At 69.3% G+C, this 14866-nt stretch carries 10 protein-coding genes and 1 pseudogene; 5 read left to right on the plus strand and 6 right to left on the minus strand.

The features are described 5' to 3' along the window. Nucleotides 1–40 precede the first annotated feature (40 nt). Together MKK67_RS05475 and MKK67_RS05480 are read right to left on the minus strand one after the other, a co-directional pair. Nucleotides 41–982, minus strand: a complete 942-nt coding sequence (locus MKK67_RS05475) for a D-2-hydroxyacid dehydrogenase (protein ID WP_243962666.1) — start codon at nt 980–982, stop codon at nt 41–43. 103 nt (nt 983–1085) lie between these two features. After that, complete coding sequence (locus tag MKK67_RS05480) at nt 1086–2294, minus strand: aminotransferase class V-fold PLP-dependent enzyme (protein WP_243962667.1); 1209 nt, start codon at nt 2292–2294, stop codon at nt 1086–1088. Nucleotides 2295–2836: 542 nt separating this feature from the next. Between MKK67_RS05480 and MKK67_RS05485 the strand changes: the two genes are divergently transcribed. The 3 genes from MKK67_RS05485 to MKK67_RS05495 are packed head-to-tail and all read left to right on the plus strand — an operon-like array spanning nt 2837 to nt 5372. Next, nucleotides 2837–3652, plus strand: a complete 816-nt coding sequence (locus tag MKK67_RS05485; RefSeq protein WP_243962668.1) for a UDP-2,3-diacylglucosamine diphosphatase — start codon at nt 2837–2839, stop codon at nt 3650–3652. Nucleotides 3653–3663: 11 nt separating this feature from the next. Further along, on the plus strand, nt 3664–4710 hold the full coding sequence (locus MKK67_RS05490; protein ID WP_243962669.1) for a glycosyltransferase family 4 protein: 1047 nt from the start codon (nt 3664–3666) through the stop codon (nt 4708–4710). Between the two features lie 38 nt (nt 4711–4748). After that, nucleotides 4749–5372, plus strand: coding sequence for a ribonuclease HII (locus MKK67_RS05495; protein ID WP_243962670.1), 624 nt, complete (start codon nt 4749–4751; stop codon nt 5370–5372). Nucleotides 5373–5499: 127 nt separating this feature from the next. On the opposite strand, the gene MKK67_RS05500 is transcribed toward MKK67_RS05495, so the two are convergent. The 3 genes from MKK67_RS05500 to MKK67_RS05510 form a co-directional block, all read right to left on the minus strand. Continuing rightward, the gene (locus tag MKK67_RS05500; RefSeq protein WP_243962671.1) at nt 5500–7857 is read right to left on the minus strand and encodes a membrane-bound PQQ-dependent dehydrogenase, glucose/quinate/shikimate family; all 2358 of its coding nucleotides are present in this window, start codon (nt 7855–7857) and stop codon (nt 5500–5502) included. Nucleotides 7858–8645: 788 nt separating this feature from the next. After that, nucleotides 8646–10778 (minus strand): methyl-accepting chemotaxis protein, encoded by a 2133-nt coding sequence (locus tag MKK67_RS05505; protein WP_243962672.1) that lies wholly within the window; start codon nt 10776–10778, stop codon nt 8646–8648. Between the two features lie 388 nt (nt 10779–11166). Then, nucleotides 11167–12282 (minus strand): PA0069 family radical SAM protein, encoded by a 1116-nt coding sequence (locus MKK67_RS05510; RefSeq protein ID WP_243962673.1) that lies wholly within the window; start codon nt 12280–12282, stop codon nt 11167–11169. Between the two features lie 142 nt (nt 12283–12424). On the opposite strand from MKK67_RS05510, the gene MKK67_RS05515 reads away from it, so the two are divergent. Both MKK67_RS05515 and MKK67_RS05520 read left to right on the plus strand, forming a co-directional pair. After that, nucleotides 12425–12943: a hypothetical protein gene (locus MKK67_RS05515; protein WP_243962674.1), complete on the plus strand. Its 519-nt coding sequence runs from the start codon at nt 12425–12427 to the stop codon at nt 12941–12943. Nucleotides 12944–13081: 138 nt separating this feature from the next. Then, entirely contained in the window at nt 13082–14554 is a 1473-nt protein-coding gene (locus tag MKK67_RS05520; RefSeq protein WP_243962675.1) for an amino acid permease, read from the plus strand. A 184-nt stretch (nt 14555–14738) separates the two neighbouring features. Here MKK67_RS05520 and MKK67_RS05525 read toward each other — a convergent pair. Further along, nucleotides 14739–14866, minus strand: a pseudogene (locus MKK67_RS05525) (IS5/IS1182 family transposase); the annotation flags it as partial.

The raw sequence follows: 14866 nt of genomic DNA on the forward strand, positions 1-14866 counted from the left end.
GCCTCCCTCCCCCGCAGAGGGGGGAGGGAGAGCCCGAGCCCTACTCGACCACGTTCTGCGGCTTGCCGGCGACGAACGCCTCGACGTTGTCGACGAGCTGGTCGGCCAGGATCTGCATCGCTTCCTTGCTGGCCCAGGCGACGTGCGGGGTCACGATCAGGTTCGGCAGGTCGGCCTCGCACAGGATGTTGCCGTCTTTGGGCGGCTCCTGCGCGACCACGTCGAAGCCCGCGCCCGCGATGGTCCCGTCCTTAAGCGCGGCGAGCAGGGCGGCCTCGTCCACCAGCCCGCCCCGGGCGGTGTTGATCAGGATGGCGTTCTTCTTCATCCGCTTGAGCTCGGCGGCGCCGATCATCCCCTTGGTGTCGGGGGTGAGCGGCACGTGCAGCGTGATCACGTCGGATTGCGTCAGGATCGTCTCGAAATCGACCAGACCGTCCTGCGGGAACACGTCGTAGGCCAGGACCTTCATGCCCAGCGCCTCGGCGCGCTTGCCGATCGACTTGCCCAGCGCCCCATAGCCGACGATGCCCAGCGTCGAGCCGGCGATGTCGTAGATCGGGTAGTCGAAGTAGCAGAACTGCGTGGACTTCGCCCAGTCGCCGCGCCGCACCGAATTGGCGTAGGGCACGATCGCCCGCCGCAGGGCGAACATCAGCCCGACCACGTGCTCGGGCACGGTGTTGAACGCGTAGTTGCGGATGTTGACGACGGTGATGCCCTGCGCCTTGGCCTGGGCCTTGTCGACCACGTCGGTGCCGGTGGCGGCCACCGCGATCAGCTTCAGGTCAGGGAGTTGCTTCAGGGTCTCGGCCCGCATCGGGACCTTGTTGATCAGCGCGATCTCGGCCCCCTGGAGCCGGGCGACCGTGTCTTCGGGCGTCCAGGTCGAGTCGTGCTCGACGTATTCGTTCGGGAAGCTGAACGGCCGGACCGTCGCGTCGAGGGACTCACGGTCCAGGAACACGATTTTCTTCGTCATGGATCCCCTCTCGGGCGACGGGCGGTTTCCTCGGGATTCTTCTTGTTATTTGCCTGCCGAGGCGGGAGCGGCAAGCAGCTCCCGCCTCGGTGGCCCGCGCGATTTACGCCTTGTGCAGCGGATTCTCGCGCAGGTAGCTGGAGGCGGCCGCGACGCCGGAGCCGGGCGTGACCTTCACGCCGCAATCGATGAGCGCCATCTCGGCGCCCGCGATGCCGCCAAGCAGCGACAGCTCGTTCAGGTCACCGAGATGGCCGATACGGAACACCTTGCCGGCGACTTTCGACAGGCCGGTTCCCAGCGAGAGGTTGTAGCGCTCGTAGGCGTGGCTGATCACCTTGGCGGCGTCGACCCCCTCCGGCACCACGATCGCCGTGACCGTGTCGGAATTCCACTTCGGCTCCTTGGCGCAGGGCTTGAGGCCCCAGGCCGCCACCGCCTGGCGGGTCGCCTCGGCGAGAACGTGATGGCGGTGGTAGATGTTCTCCAGCCCCTCCTCCTTCACGATCGTCAGGGCTTCGCGCAGGCCGTAGAGCAGCGGCAGGGCCGGCGTGTAGGGGAAGTAGCCGGTGGCGTTGGCGGCGAGCTGGTCCTTCCAGGCGAAGTAGGCGTGACCGAGCCGGTCGTTGCGGCCGGTGCCGCCCTCGGCGATCTTCAGCGCCTTGGGGCTGATGCAGATCAGGCCGAGGCCGGCGGGCAGCATGAAGCCCTTCTGCGAGCCCGCGATGGCGCAGTCGACGCCCCACTCGTCCATCTTGAACGGCAGCGAGCCGATCGACGAGATGCCGTCCACGAACAGCAGCGCCGGGTGGCCGGCGGCGTCGAGCGCCTTGCGAACCGCGCCGATATCGCTGGTGACGCCGGTGGCGGTCTCGTTGTGGACGACCATCACGGCCTTGATCGCGTGGTCCTTATCGGCCCGGAGCGCCTCCTCGATCTTCTGCGGATCGGCGCCGGCGCCCCACTCCTCCTCCTGGACGATCACGTCGAGGCCGAGGCGCTGGGCCATGTCGACCCAGAGATGGCTGAACTGGCCGTAGCGGGCGGTGAGCACCTTGTCGCCGCGGCACAGGGTGTTGGACAGGGCCGATTCCCAGATGCCGGTGCCCGAGGACGGGAACAGGATGATCGTCCCGGCGGTCGAGCCGAACACGATCTTGGAATCCTGGAGCAGCGGCTTCACCAGCTCGGGGAAGCTCGGCGAGCGGTGATCCTCGGACGGCACGTGCATCGCGCGCAGGACGCGATCCGGGATGTTCGTGGGGCCCGGGATGAACAGGTGATTGCGACCGGGGCGCCGGGTTGCGGCCATGGTGTTTCCTCCAAAAATCTGTTGCGCGCGGGCGGACCCGCGCCGGTTCGTTCAAACGTCCTTGGCGCCCTGGGGCTTCGTCGGGCATTCAGCGAGCGGCACCAGCAGTCGCGGCGCCGGCCGCGGCTCTCCGAACACCATTCGCGTCGTCCGTGGATCGGGGGGCCCAGCGGAGCGGCAGGCGGCCTCGTGCCGCTCGCGTCGCGGCGCGCCCCCGCGCGCCGGTCGCCTCCGAAATGCCGTCCCGTTCTACGGCGCCTCGTCTCAAGGCACCCTGGCCGCCTTCCAGTACGCATCCGGCCCGGCTCATGCCGAGCCACCGGTTGCTGGTATTATGAGGCGGCGAAGCTGGGAAGCAAAACCGGAAAAACTTCGGGATCGTGGCAAAAAAATTTTTTGTGCGCCGCAACGTCAGCTATTCGCGCTTGATGACTTTCCCCGCACCGCACCAAGACACCCCACAGCGACGCGGGTCCGCGTCATCAAACTGAGACGTGATCGCGCTCTGGATCCCCCGACCGTTCGACCGCCGGGAGGGTGACGTGGCCGAGGATGAGGAGATGCCGGTTCGGGTCCGGACGTTGTTCCTGTCCGATCTGCATCTCGGCACGCGCGGCTGCCAGGCCGGGCTTCTGCTGTCGTTCCTGAGGGATTACGACGCCGACACCGTCTACCTGGTCGGCGACATCGTGGACGGCTGGCAGTTGCGCTCCGGCTGGTACTGGCCGCAGGAGCACAACGACGTGGTGCAGAAGCTCCTGCGCAAGGTGCGCAAGGGCGCCCGGATCGTCTACCTGCCGGGCAACCACGACGAGTTCCTGCGCGACTATGTCGGCACCAATTTCGGCGGCATCGAGATCGCCGAGACCGCGATCCACGAGGCGGCCGACGGGCGGCGCTACCTGGTGATCCACGGCGACCAGTTCGACATGGTGGTGCGCCACTCGCCCTGGCTCGCCCATCTCGGCGACGGCGCCTACACGCTGGCGCTCAGCCTCAACACCCTGATCAACCGGATCCGGCGGCGGGTCGGCCTGTCCTACTGGTCGCTCTCGGCCTGGGCGAAGCTGCGGGTGAAGAACGCCGTCAGCTTCATCGGCCGGTTCGAGAGCATCCTGGCCGAGGAGGCGCGCCGTCAGGGCGCGAACGGGGTGATCTGCGGGCATATCCACCACGCCGCCGACCGGGCGATCGGCGACCTGCGCTATCTCAACACCGGCGACTGGGTGGAATCCTGCACCGGCCTGATCGAGCATTACGACGGCCGGATCGAGGTGCTGCACTATCCGAGCATCCTCCGGGCCCGCGAAGCCGAAGCCGCGCCGCGGGCGGTGCCGGGCCGGCGCGCGGTGGCGTGAGGGATCCACGCGTGAAACTCCTCATCGTCAGCGATGCCTGGCATCCGCAGGTCAACGGCGTCGTGCGGTCCCTGGAGCAGATGGTCCGGCGCGCCCCGGAGCACGGCTTCGCGACGGCCCTGCTCTCGGTGGCGGATTTCCGCTCCCTGCCCCTGCCGGGCTATGCGGAGATCCGCTTGGCCTTGGCGGGACGCGACCGGGTCGCGGCGCGCTGGGCCGCGGAGCGGCCGAGCCACGTCCACATCGCCACCGAGGGGCCGATCGGCTTCGCGGCCCGGCGGCACTGCCTGGCCAACGGGCTGCCCTTCACCACGAGCTACCACACACGCTTTCCCGAATATCTCGCGGCCCGGCTGCCGGTGCCGGAGGCGTGGTCCTACGCCTATCTGCGCCGCTTCCATGGGGCGGCGCGCGGCACGATGGTCAGCACTGCCTCCCTCCAGGCGGAGCTCGAGGCAAAGGGTTTCACCCATCTGATGCGCTGGACCCGCGGGGTCGATACCGAGCGGTTCCGCCCGGCCGCCCCCGGCGACCTGCCGCTGGCGGAGCTGGCCGGGCTGCCCCGGCCGCTGTTCCTGTATGTCGGCCGGCTCGCCGTGGAGAAGAACCTCGCGGCCTTCCTCACCCTCGACCTGCCCGGCACGAAGGTCGTGGTCGGCGACGGGCCGGACCGGACTCGGCTGCAGGCGCTGGCCCCGGAGGCGCGCTTCCTCGGCACGCGGACGGGGGCGGCGCTCGCGTCCGTCTACGCCGCCTGCGACGCCTTCGTGTTCCCGAGCCTCACCGACACGTTCGGCATCGTCCTCTTGGAAGCCATGGCCTGCGGCCTGCCGATCGCCGCCTTCCCGGTGCCGGGTCCCAACGACGTGCTGAGCGGGACCCGCGTCGGCATCCTCGACCAGGATCTGCGCACGGCGGCGCTGGCGGCCTTGCGCCTGTCCCGGGCCGAGTGCCGGCAGGAGGCGCTGCGCCGCGGCTGGGACGTCAGCGCCGACCAGTTCTTCGGCAACATCATCGAGGCGCATGGCGGCGAGCGCGGGACCCGGAACGCCGCTTGACCGGTGACGGCGGCCGCGCGGGATGGCAGGACGGCGCCATGCCGCCCGTGAAGCGAAAAACGCCCGCCCTCACCCCGCCCTTCGACCCGGCCCGGGCCGCGGACTACCCCGCGGCGATCGGCTGCGACGAGGTCGGACGCGGCGCCCTGTGCGGGCCCGTGGTGGTCGCGGCGGTCTGGTTCGACCCGTCAGCGATCCCCCCTGCCCTGCTGGCGGCCCTCGACGACAGCAAGCGCGTGCCCGAACCGATCCGCGCGCAGCTGGCGCCGCTGATCCGTGCCCATGCCCGGGTCGCCGTGGCAGCGGGCTCCCGGGCGCTGATCGACCGGATCAACATCCGCGCCGCGACCCTCGACGCGATGCTGCGGGCCGTGTCCCGCCTCGGAATCGCGGCCCCGGTCCTGGTGGACGGCCGGGACGCCCTGCCCGGCCTGCCGGGTCGGGCGGTGATCGGCGGCGACGGGCTGGTGCCGCAGATCGCCGCCGCCTCGATCGTCGCCAAGGTGTTTCGCGACGGGCTGATGCGTCGCCTCGCCGAGCGCCATCCGGGCTACGGCTGGGAGCGCAATGTCGGCTACGGCACGGCCGTCCACCGGGCCGGCCTGACCACACTCGGCCGAAGCCCCCACCACCGCCTCAGCTTCACCCGCGGGTTCGGCTAGGTTTCAAAAGGTCGAGACCTTTTGCGGGTGCAGGGTGGAACCCTGCAAGCTTCAAGGGCTCCGCCCCCGAACCCCGCCAAAGGGCTGAGCCCTTTGGAAACCCAGTCGTGCCCGTAGGCGGATCGGATCACTTCGATCCGGCTTCGGCCGGCAGCGCGTAGGCGACCACGTAATCGCCGCGGTCGGGCGATTGGCGGGCGCCGCCGGCCGTGATCACGATGTATTGGCGGCCGGTCTTGGGCGATCGGTAGGTCATCGGCGCGCCCTGGCTGCCCACCGGCAGGCGGCCCTTCCAGATCTCGCGGCCGGTCGCGGCCTCGAACGCCCGCAGGTAGTAATCCTGGGTTCCGGCGAAGAAGATCAGGCCCGAGCCGGTCACCAGCGAGCCGCCGAGCGAGGGCAGCCCGATCGGGATCGGCAGGTGCATCTTGATCCCCAGCGGCCCGGTATCCTCAACCGTGCCAAGCGGGACCTGCCAGGCGATCCGGCGGGCCTTCAGGTCGATGGCCGTCAGCGTGCCGAAGGGCGGTTTCTGGCACGGGATGTTGAGCGCCGACACGAAGCGGTTGCGGACGGAGACGTAGGGCGTGCCGCGCATCGACGACATCCCCATCTCGGTGCCGGCGGCCTTGCCGGTCTCGACCTGGTCCCGCGCGATCAGCCGGTTCCACAGGCCGTGCCGCATGTCGTTCACGATCAGGTAGTCCCGGGTCATGTCGATCGCGGTGCTGCCCCAGTTCATGCCGCCGAGCGAGCCCGGCATCTGGAGGGCGGTGTCGAAGCCCGGAGGGGTAAAGGTCCCCTCGTGGCGCATGCCCTTGAACTGGATCCGGCACAGGAGCTGGTCGAACGGCGTCGCCCCCCACATGTCGGCTTCGGTCAGGGTCTCGGTGCCGATCGACGGCATGTCCGAGACGGGCTGCGTCGGTGCGTAATGCTCGCCCGGCACGGTGCCCTGCGGCACGGGCCGCTCAGTGACCGGCGCGATCGGCGCCCCGGTCTCCCGGTTCAGCAGGAAGATCTGGCCGTGCTTGGTCGCGGCGATCAGCCCCGGCAGGGTGCCGCCCTTCCCGTCCGGGACGTCGTAGAGGGCCGGCTGAGCCGGCACGTCGAAGTCCCACAGGTCCTTGTGAACGAGCTGGACGTGCCAGCGCGGACGACCCGTCGCGGCGTCGAGCGCGAAGATCGACGAGTTGGTGGCGTCGTCCTCGGCGGTCCGGTGGCCGCCGAAGAAGTCGGGCGTCGCGTTGCCGGTCGGCGCGTAGATCAGGCCCAGGGCCGCATCGTAGGCCATGCTGGTCCAGACGTTGGGCGTGCCCCGCGTATAGGTCTCGCCGGGGGGCGGCAGGCGGGTGGTCGCCGGGTTGCCCGGATCCCAGGCCCAGCGCAATTCGCCGCTGCCGACATCGAAGGCCCGAACCACGCCGCCGGGCTCCCCGGTCTCGATATTGTCGGCGACCCGTCCGCCGACCACCACGAGATCGCCGGCGATCAGTGGGGCGGCGGTCTGGGTGTAGTAGCCGGATTTGATCTCGCCCATGTCAGTCTTGAGATCGACCGTGCCGTCCGCGCCGAAATCGGTGCAGGGCTGGCCGGTGGCGGCGTCCAGCGCGATCAGGCGCGCATCGATCGTCGCCAGCAGCAGGCGGCGGGGGCAGACCTTGTCACCGGCTGACGCGCCCGCATCGTGATAGCCGAGCCCGCGGCACCGCTGCCATTGCGGCGCGCTCGCCTTCGGGTCGTAGCGCCAGCGCTGGGTGCCGGTATCGGCGTCGAGGGCGATGACGATGTCGTTCGGCGTGCAGACATAGACGGTGTCGCCGATCTGCAGCGGCGTGGTCTGGTCCTCGGCGCCGAAGCCGTTGCTGATGGCGACGTCGCCGGTGCGGAAGGTCCAGGCCGGCTGGAGATTGGCGACGTTGGTGGTGTCGATCTGCGTCAGACCGGCGAAGCGGGTGCCGCCGGTGGTGTTGCCCCAGGCCGCCCAATCGACCTGCGGCCCCGCCTGGGTCGCCGGATGCACCGCCGCAACCTCGGTCGCGGCGATGATCGGCACCGGCTGGAAAGCCCGCAGCGTCGTCGCCACCAGAGCGAGCGCCAGCGCGGCGGCGATGCCGAGGGAGGCCCGGCGCCACACGCCGCCGCCGGATCGATCGAGCAGCGGCGCGAACAGGGCGACCACGCAGGCGAGCACCGCAAGGGCGAACAGCCGCGAGACCAGCGGCCAGAACGCGAGCCCGACCTCCCAGACCGCCCAGACCCCGGTCAGGACGAACGCCGCCCCGTAGAGCAGTGCGCCCGCCCGTCGCCGCTGGGCGACCAGCACACCCGAGACCAGCATCGCGGCACCCATGACCACGAAATACAAGCTCCCGCCAAGCCAGGACAAATAAATCCCGCCGGCAGCAAAAGCAAAACCGATCAGAGCCAGCACGATCCCGAGCAGGATCAGCGCTCCATCGGCAAGCGTTTTGGGTCGATGCATCGGACAACCTCAACCGTGCGAGATACGCGCCTCTTTATCTTGAGTCTCGCCTCGGTCAACGACATTTTTCTATATTTTTATCATGCATCATGTTGCAATGTGCCGATTATTTATTCTGTTCCTTGTGTAAATCGACAGTTTTTCGTTCGATCCATTGCATAGCGGGGCCGGGATCTATCGTCGGACCACCACGCAGCGCAGATTTCGCCAGCCGGACCTGCTCTCGCGATCCGCGGGCGCTCCCGAAGCGCGGGCATCGGCTCGCCGCAGCGGCAGCAGGGCCGGACGACGCTCTATTTTCTCGATAGGATGAGAACGATCGAACGCACGCCCGCCCGAAGCCGGCACGCGACAGGCGCCACAGGGTTGCATGCCGGGCGCGATCACCCTCATCGCACACAGAAGACGCGGGTCCCCCCTCCCGTTCGGGCTACAAGGTTCACACGTCTTCGACGGAAGAGGATGACGGCCGGGGACGCGCGCCTCTCACCCTGCCCCTCTGCGGGCTATCGGGTTCCCACATCCCCGGATGTGGCGCGGGTCCCCTCTCCCGTGCGGGCTAGCGGATTCACGCATCCCGTTCTGTCGTAAGCGTCTGAAACGCCACGCGTTTTCCCCTCCCCGCAAGGGGGAGGAGAGCGCGTCGCGCCTCGCCGAAGACGACGTGCAAACATCGCAGCCCCTTCGGGAGACGGGACGCGTCGCGCCCCGCAAGAGCGATGACGCGTCCACCTGTGTAGTCCGTAGCCCTGCACGACCGACACATCACCGCGAAAAATGACCCGCGTTCAGGCGGCCCGCACGGTGGCGAGGAAGCGGTCGACCTCGGCGGCGAGCTGCTCGGACTGGCGCGACAAGCCGGTGGCGGACGCCAGAACCTGCTCGGCCGCGGCGCCGGTCTGCTCGGCGGCCTGGGCCACGCCGGCGATGTTGCCGGTGACCTCCTGGGTCCCGGCGGTCGCCTGGGTGACGTTGCGGACGATCTCCCGGGTCGCCGCCCCCTGCTGCTCCACGGCCTCCGCAATCGCGCTCGCGACCGTGTTGATCTCCCGGATGCGGCCGGTGATCGCGCCGATCGCGCCCACCGCCTCGCCGGTCACCCCCTGGATCCGGCCGATCTGGTTGGCGATCTCTTCGGTCGCCTTGGCAGTCTGGCTGGCCAACTCCTTCACCTCGGTCGCCACCACGGCGAAGCCCCGGCCGGCCTCGCCGGCTCGGGCCGCCTCGATCGTGGCATTGAGCGCCAGCAGGTTGGTCTGCGCCGCGATCGACGCGATCAGCTGGACCACGTCACCGACCCGGGCAGCGGCGGCGCTCAGCTCGGAGACGAGGGCGGCGGTCTGGTCGGACTCGCCCACCGCCCGCTGGGCGAGGATCGTCGAATCCTGCACCTGCCGGCCGATCTCATCGACGGAGCTGCCGAGCTGCTCGGCAGCGCTCGCCACGGTGTTGACGTTCGACGCCGATTGCTCGGCCGCCGCCGCCACCGTGCCGGACTGGCTGGCGGTCTCCTGGGCGCTCGCGGTCATCTGCGAGGCGGTAGCCTGCAGCTCGGTCGCGGCGGACGAGACCTGCGTGATGATGCCGGAGACCGCGGCCTCGAAGGCTTCCGCCATCTGCCGCGTGACCGCCCGGCGCTGCGCCTCGGCGGTGCGGCGCGCCTCGTCCGCCTCGGTTTCGATCTGCCGGGTCCGGAGCAGGTTGTCCTTGAACACCTGGACGGCGGCGGCCATGGCGCCGATCTCGTCCTGACGCTCCCGGGCCGGGACCACGACCGAGGCGTCGCCGGCGGCCAGCGCCCGCATGGCCTCGGTCATGCTGCGGATCGGCCGGAGAACCCGGCGGACCACCACGAGGGTGCCGATCCCGGTCAGCAGGATCGCGGCAGCGAGGAACAGGACGGTCCGCAGCAGGGTGGCGCTTGCTTCCGCGGTCAGTGCCCGAGCCCGATCGACCAGCGCGTCGAGGGCGGTGCTTGCGAGGTCGGCGATCGTGTTCACCTCGGCGGTCTGGCGCGTGCGCAACTCGTCGATAGACAACCCTGTCGGTCGGCCCTGCGTGAGCGCCTCCGTAACGGCCTGGCGGCGTGCAGCCGCCTCGCCCTCGAAATTGTCGGCCTTGGCCTTGCGGAAGGCGGCCCGGACCGCGTCCGCGGTCTCGTCGGCGGCGGCCCGGGCCACACCGTCCCAGGCGCCGGCCAGGCGACCGCGTTCCTCGGACGCCGCGACGATGTCCGCCTGCGACCAGGGCGTGCCGGCGGCGACCGCGAGCTCGATCCGCACGACCACGCCGCCGATCAGGGCCCGAGACATCCAGGCCGCGCGCTTCAGATCGAGGTAATGGGCCAGAGTCGCGTCGCCGCGCGGGATCACGGCATCGACCGCGTCGTTCGCCGCCATCAACGCATCGAGCAGCGCCTGAGACGCCCCCGCGAAGGGCGGCAGCGTGCCGGCGGATCGTTGCGCCGCCGGCACCGCCAGGGCGGCATCGACCTGCGGGCGCAGCTCGAGCAGGGCCGCGTAGGCCCGTTGCGTCAGCTCGGCCTTCTCCCGCACCGCAGGCACGTCGACCTCGCGGGCCAGAGTCCCGAGCCGCTCGACACCGCTCGCCAGGGTCGCGCGTTGGGTGGCGATCAGCTCCACGTCCTTTCCGGGTATCGGTGCAGCGGCCTTGAGGGCCTGAAGCGTGCGGCCGCGCTCCATGCGGATGGCGAGCAGATCCTTGAGGAGCGTCCGGCTCGCCTCCGTGAGCGCCACCACGCGGCGGCTCTGATCGGCCTGCATCTGGGCGTCCCGCAAGGTCGTCACGCCCGAGCCGAGCAGCATGACGCTCATCGCGAACAGGATCGCGCACAGGATTTTGCCGATCGATAGCCTCGCCGAAGCGATGCGGCTGAGCGACGGGTGCGGCGCGCGAGACATCGAAATCGTTTCCGTAAAGACTGAGTCGTTAAGCTTTTTTGCGAATGCGATCCAGAACAAATCCGAGATCTTTTTCGGAATAATATTCTACATGACGCGGGTTATGCCGCCTGCAACACACATTTATGACAATCAATATTAATAAATGCCCGACGATCAAGATTGTTTTGCTTCACGTACTTACACTACAACGCAGCCGATCGAAATTTCGGTCGGGTCGTCATCTGAATCCGTGGCGCCCAGAACTGATCCTTGCCGCCATCCGGACGCCAGGAACGGTGCCCGGTCCTGCGTGCCTGGAGCCGGCAAACGCATCTCAGCTGCGCGAGGCACGCGGGATTGCACTTGCGCTTCGAGGTCGGCGATCCTCCGGGCGGATGCGACCGCCTCAGAACAGCGCGAGTTGCGCCCCCGGCTTGCGGAACGCCGTCCGGTTCAGCCCCATCCGCCCGAACGCGAAGCCGAGCCGGCCACCCGCCAGGCGGACCCGCTGGCCGATCATCTCGGCATAGGCCCCCTCCCCGCGGAAGCGGTGGCCGAATCGGGGATCGTTCTCGCGGCCGCCCCTCGCCTGCGCCAGCAGCGCGAAGGCCCGGGCTTGGCGCTCGGGATAGTGTTCGGCAAACCAGTCGGCCACCAAGTCGGCGACCTCGCCGGGCAGGCGCAGCAGCGCGTGGCCGATGCGGCTGGCACCGTGCTCCCGGGCCTGCGCCAGGATCGCCTCGATCTCGTGATCGGTCAGGCCGGGGATGATCGGCGAGACGTTGACCATCACGGGCACCCCGGCCTCAGACAGGCGCCGCATCGCCGCGAGCCGCTTCTCCGGCCGCGGTGCCCGCGGGTCGAGCAGGCGGGCGAGGCGCGGGTCCAGCGTCGGCAGCGAGACCGCCACGAGCACGAGGTTGTCCGTGGCCATCTCGGCCAGGATGTCGAGATCGCGCAGCACCAGATCGGACTTGGTGGTGATGCCGACGGGGTGGCGCGCTGCCTGGAGCACCTCCAGCACCGCACGGGTGATCCGGTGCTCGCGCTCCACCGGCTGGTAGGGATCGGTGGCGGTCCCGAGGGCGATCGTCTCCGGCGCGTAGCCCGGCGCGGCGATCTCCCGCGCCAGGAGCTTGGCCGCGTCGGGCTTGGCGAAGATCCGCGACTCGAAATCGAGCCCCGGCGACAGGCCGAGCCAGGCATGGGTCGGGCGCGCGTAGCAGTAGATGCAGCCGTGCTCGCAGCCGCGATACGGGTTGACCGACCGGTCGAACGGGATGTCCGGCGAGGTGTTACGGGCGATGATCCGCGTGGCGCGCTCCAGCGTGACCTGCGTGCGCAGGGGAGCAGGCGCATCGGTTTCCCAATCGGAATCCTGGAACACCTCGCGTCTTGCCGCCTCGTAACGGCTCGTCGGGTTCGCCGTGGCGCCGCGGCCGCGCCGGGCCTCCGGGGGCAGCATGCTCGAACCGAGACGCACGGGCGCTCCGGGGATGGAGCCGTTCCGAATCTCAGCCATCGCGCACCGCCCCGTGTTTCACGTGGAACATAGCGCGAACACGAGATCCGCCAACGCCTCAATTTCAGGCAAACGCCGCCGAGCCCGGTCGAGACTTCGCGCCCCGGTTTACCGCTGCGCAAAATCGTCTATGGGCGCGCACATGCTCTCCGCGGTAACCTACCTGGCCGACCCGGCCGATCCGGATGCGATCGATCGCCTGGCCGACACGCTCAGCGTGCTGGTGTCGGGCGTGGCCGGCGGCCTGGTCGGCGACGCCGTGATCGTGATTGGCCGGGAGAGCGAGGCGGCGGCGGCCATCGCGGACGCGACGGGGGCGGTGCTGGTGCTTCACCAGGGCAGGAACCCCTATGGGGCGGGCGCTGCGGAGGCTCGGCGGGACTGGGTGCTGTGCCTGGAGGCGGGCGATGTCCCGGCCGAGGGCTGGATCCGCACCCTCGACCGCTTCGTCGGCACCGCCCGGCCGGAGACCGGGCTCGGCCGCCTGCACCGCCCGGCCGCAGGCTGGATCGGCCGCCTCGTCGGCCGGATCGAGGCCCTCCTAGGCGCCAGGCAGGCGCGGGCCGGCGACGTGGTGCGGCGGGAGGCGCTGCGGGCCGGCGCGGTGTTCGCGCCGCGTCTCAAGGTCCGGCCGCTGATTGCCCGGATCGACCGTCCCTGATCGACAGTTTGTCGCAGCGCGACTTGTCGTTGTTGGCTCGAGAAGCGTTAAAATTCCTGGCGCCGTGGCAGAAAACTTGCTGCATTGAAGGTTACAGGCGCGCGCCACTCCCGTGGCGCCACGAGGAAGGATACGCCGATGGACTCCTCGGGCCTGATGGGGCGGAAATCCGTCGACGACATTCTGGAGAGCGGCGAGGGCGAGGAGCAGCTCTCGAAATCCCTCGGCGCGCTCTCGATCACCGCCATGGGCGTCGGGGCGATCATCGGGGCCGGCATCTTCGTCCTCACCGGCACGGCGGCGGCGCAATATGCCGGGCCGGGCATCATGCTGTCCTTCGTGCTCGGCGGCATCGCCTGCGCGTTCGTCGGCCTGTGCTATTCCGAGATGGCCGCGCTGATCCCGGTGGCCGGGTCGAGCTACACCTACACCTACGCGACGCTGGGCGAGTTCTTCGCCTGGCTGATCGGCTGGGACCTGATCCTCGAATACGCGATGGGCGCGGCCACCGTGGCGGTGGGCTGGTCGGGCTACGTCACGAGCCTCCTGAAGGATGTCGGCCTGGCGATCCCGGCCCGGCTCGCGCACGCGCCGGGCACGGCGATCGACGGCGGCGGCACCGCCCTGTTCAACCTGCCGGCCGTGGTGATCGTGGCGCTGATCACGCTCCTGCTGATCCGCGGTACCAAGGAATCGGCGCGGTTCAACAACATCATGGTGGCGGTGAAGCTCACCGTGGTGGTCGCCTTCATCGCGCTCGGCTGGGGCCATGTCGACACGGCGCATTGGAGCCCGCTGATCCCGCCGAACGAGGGCAGCTTCGGGCAGTTCGGCTATAGCGGCGTCCTGCGCGGGGCCGGGGTGGTCTTCTTCGCCTTCATCGGCTTCGACGCGGTCTCCACCGCCGCCCAGGAGGCCCGCAAGCCGCAGAAGGACATGCCGATCGGCATCCTCGGCTCGCTGATCGTGTGCACGATCCTGTACGTGCTGGTGGCCGCCGTCCTGACCGGATTGGTGCCCTACAAGGAGCTCAACGTCCCCGATCCGATCGCCAAGGGCGTCGACGTGATCGGCATCGGCTGGTTCGCCCTGCTGATCAAGCTCGGAGCGCTGACCGGGCTAACCACGGTGATCCTGGTGCTGCTCTACGGCCAGAGCCGGATCTTCTTCACCATGGCCCAGGACGGGCTGCTGCCCAAGCTGTTCGCCCATGTCCACCCGACCTACCAGACCCCCTATCGCAGCCAGGCGCTGATCGGGGCCGTGGTCGCCGTGGTGGCGGCCCTAGTGCCGATCAACATCCTGGGCGAGATGGTCAGCATCGGCACGCTCGCCGCCTTCATCCTGGTCTGCGGCGCGGTGATCCACCTGCGGCGGACCGACCGGCACATGAAGCGCCCGTTCCGGGTACCGGGGGTGCCGGTGGTGCCGATCCTCGGGATCCTGTTCTGCCTGCTGCTGATGGCCGGCCTGCCCCTCGATACCTGGCTGCGCCTGGTGATCTGGATGGCGATCGGGTTGGTCGTGTACTTCTTCTACGGGCGCAGGCACTCGGTCCTGCGCCGCAAGGAGGGCAACGCGGTCGATGCCCCGCGCACCGGCAAGGCGTAGGGACCTCAGGGTGCGAGGATTGTAGGCGAGATTGGCAGTCGCGTCCGCGGTAGCCAAGGTGAGCCCGCGCAGGCGGGGTAGAGCCGATTCGATCGCACCACCGCTGGGCGTGTTTGAGAGACGGAACAGGCCCGCGACGCTCTTCTGCGTGCGGCAGATCGTGGCCCTGATCGGCTTAGAGCGCCTAACAGAACCGTTTGATCTGGTTGAGGGTGATGAGGCTTGCCGCGAGGCTTGTGAAGGCCTCGTAGATGTCGGCGCGTCGCTCGTAGCGGACGGGCAGGCGGCGGAAGCGGTTGAACCAGGCGTGGG

It is taken from the genome of Methylobacterium sp. J-072 (genome assembly GCF_022829425.1).
Lineage (GTDB): Bacteria > Pseudomonadota > Alphaproteobacteria > Rhizobiales > Beijerinckiaceae > Methylobacterium.

Excerpts from the sequence above, each read along its gene's own strand:
- MKK67_RS05475 (WP_243962666.1), bottom strand. The coding sequence starts at position 982 with ATGACGAAGAAAATCGTGTTCCTGGACCGTGAGTCCCTCGACGCGACG.
- MKK67_RS05480 (WP_243962667.1), bottom strand. The coding sequence starts at position 2,294 with ATGGCCGCAACCCGGCGCCCCGGTCGCAATCACCTGTTCATCCCGGGC.
- MKK67_RS05520 (WP_243962675.1), top strand. The coding sequence starts at position 13,082 with ATGGACTCCTCGGGCCTGATGGGGCGGAAATCCGTCGACGACATTCTG.
- MKK67_RS05515 (WP_243962674.1), top strand. The coding sequence starts at position 12,425 with ATGCTCTCCGCGGTAACCTACCTGGCCGACCCGGCCGATCCGGATGCG.
- MKK67_RS05500 (WP_243962671.1), bottom strand. The coding sequence starts at position 7,857 with ATGCATCGACCCAAAACGCTTGCCGATGGAGCGCTGATCCTGCTCGGG.
- MKK67_RS05495 (WP_243962670.1), top strand. The coding sequence starts at position 4,749 with ATGCCGCCCGTGAAGCGAAAAACGCCCGCCCTCACCCCGCCCTTCGAC.
- MKK67_RS05505 (WP_243962672.1), bottom strand. The coding sequence starts at position 10,778 with ATGTCTCGCGCGCCGCACCCGTCGCTCAGCCGCATCGCTTCGGCGAGG.
- MKK67_RS05510 (WP_243962673.1), bottom strand. The coding sequence starts at position 12,282 with ATGGCTGAGATTCGGAACGGCTCCATCCCCGGAGCGCCCGTGCGTCTC.